The sequence below is a fragment of the Hydrogenophaga sp. genome, from assembly GCF_028698005.1.
Taxonomy (GTDB): domain Bacteria; phylum Pseudomonadota; class Gammaproteobacteria; order Burkholderiales; family Burkholderiaceae_C; genus Hydrogenophaga.
Window position 1 is genome coordinate 15303 of sequence record NZ_JAQVEJ010000054.1, and the last position, 1218, is coordinate 16520.

Annotated in this window: 1 protein-coding gene; it reads right to left on the reverse strand. The window is 72.3% G+C overall.

The features are described from left to right. Window positions 1–1218, reverse strand: a 1218-nt coding sequence (locus PHQ87_RS07620; RefSeq protein ID WP_300232714.1) for an AMP-binding protein, incomplete at both ends; no start/stop codon positions are given.

The following is a 1218-nucleotide window of genomic DNA, read 5'->3' on the forward strand; positions in this document are numbered from 1 at the left end:
GGGGGGCTGATCCGGCTTGGGACGGCCCGGCGCCGGATCGCCACCCCCACGCTCCACCGCTTCGCGGGTCGCTGCCCCCCAGGGGGGCTGATCCGGCTTGGGGCGGCCCGGCGCCGGATCGCCACCCTCATGCTCCGCATCTCGCAAGCGGCGGAACTGGTGCGTGCCCCAGCGCTGGACCTCCTCGGACAGGGGCGAGCCCGTGCTGCCCAGCGTGTGAATGGCCGACAGGTCGCCGCAGGTGGCGAGGTCCACACCGGCCTTGTGACAGTTGGCGTAGAACGCGGCCCCGGCACCGAAGAAGCTGACCTTCGTCTCGGCCGCGAAGCGCCACAGCGTGGTCCAGTCGGGGGCCTCGCGCGGTCCGGCCGGGCTGCCGTCGAACAGCACGCAAGTCGTCCCGCCCAGCAGCCCCGACACCTGCGCGTTCCACATGATCCAGCCGGTGGTGCTGTACCAGTGGTAACGCTCGCCCCAGTAGGCGGGGTCATAGCTGCAGCCAACGTCGTTGTGCAGCGCCCCCATCGCGCGCATGACCAGCAGGATGCCGCCGTGGCCGTGCACGATGGGCTTGGGCAGCCCCGTGGTGCCACTGGAATAGACGATCCACAGCGGGTGGTCGAACGGCAGCCACGCGGGCTCGAAGGCCGCCGTGGCCGCGTCGTCGCGCGCCACCACGCGGGCGAAGTGGGCACAGGGCGCCGCCGCGTCCAGTGCCGCCTGCGTCGCGCCGTCATCGTCGGCCAGGTTGGTGTGCAGGATCGCGTGCCGCACCGTCGGCAGCTCGGCGCGCAGCTGCGCCACCACGGCCAGGCGGTCGTGGTCCTTGTGACCGTAGGTCACGCCGTCGCACGCGATGAGCACCACCGGATCGATCTGGCGGAAACGGTCGAGCACGGCATGCGTGCCCATGTCGGGCGCGCACACGCTCCAGACCGCACCGATGCTGGCCACGGCCAGGAAGGCGACGATGGTCTCGGGAATGTTGGGCAGGTAGGCCGCGACGCGGTCGCCAGGCTGCACGCCCTGCTCGCGCAGGTGCAGCGCCAGCGCCGCCACCTGGCGCCGCAGCTCGGGCCAGGACAGCTCGGTGTGACGCCCCTTCTCGTTGCGCGCCATGACGGCGGCAAAGCCCGCCTGGTGCGCCGGCCCCACGTGACGCATCACCTGCCGCGCGATGTTGACCTGCGCCCCGGGGAACCACTGCGCGCCGGGCAT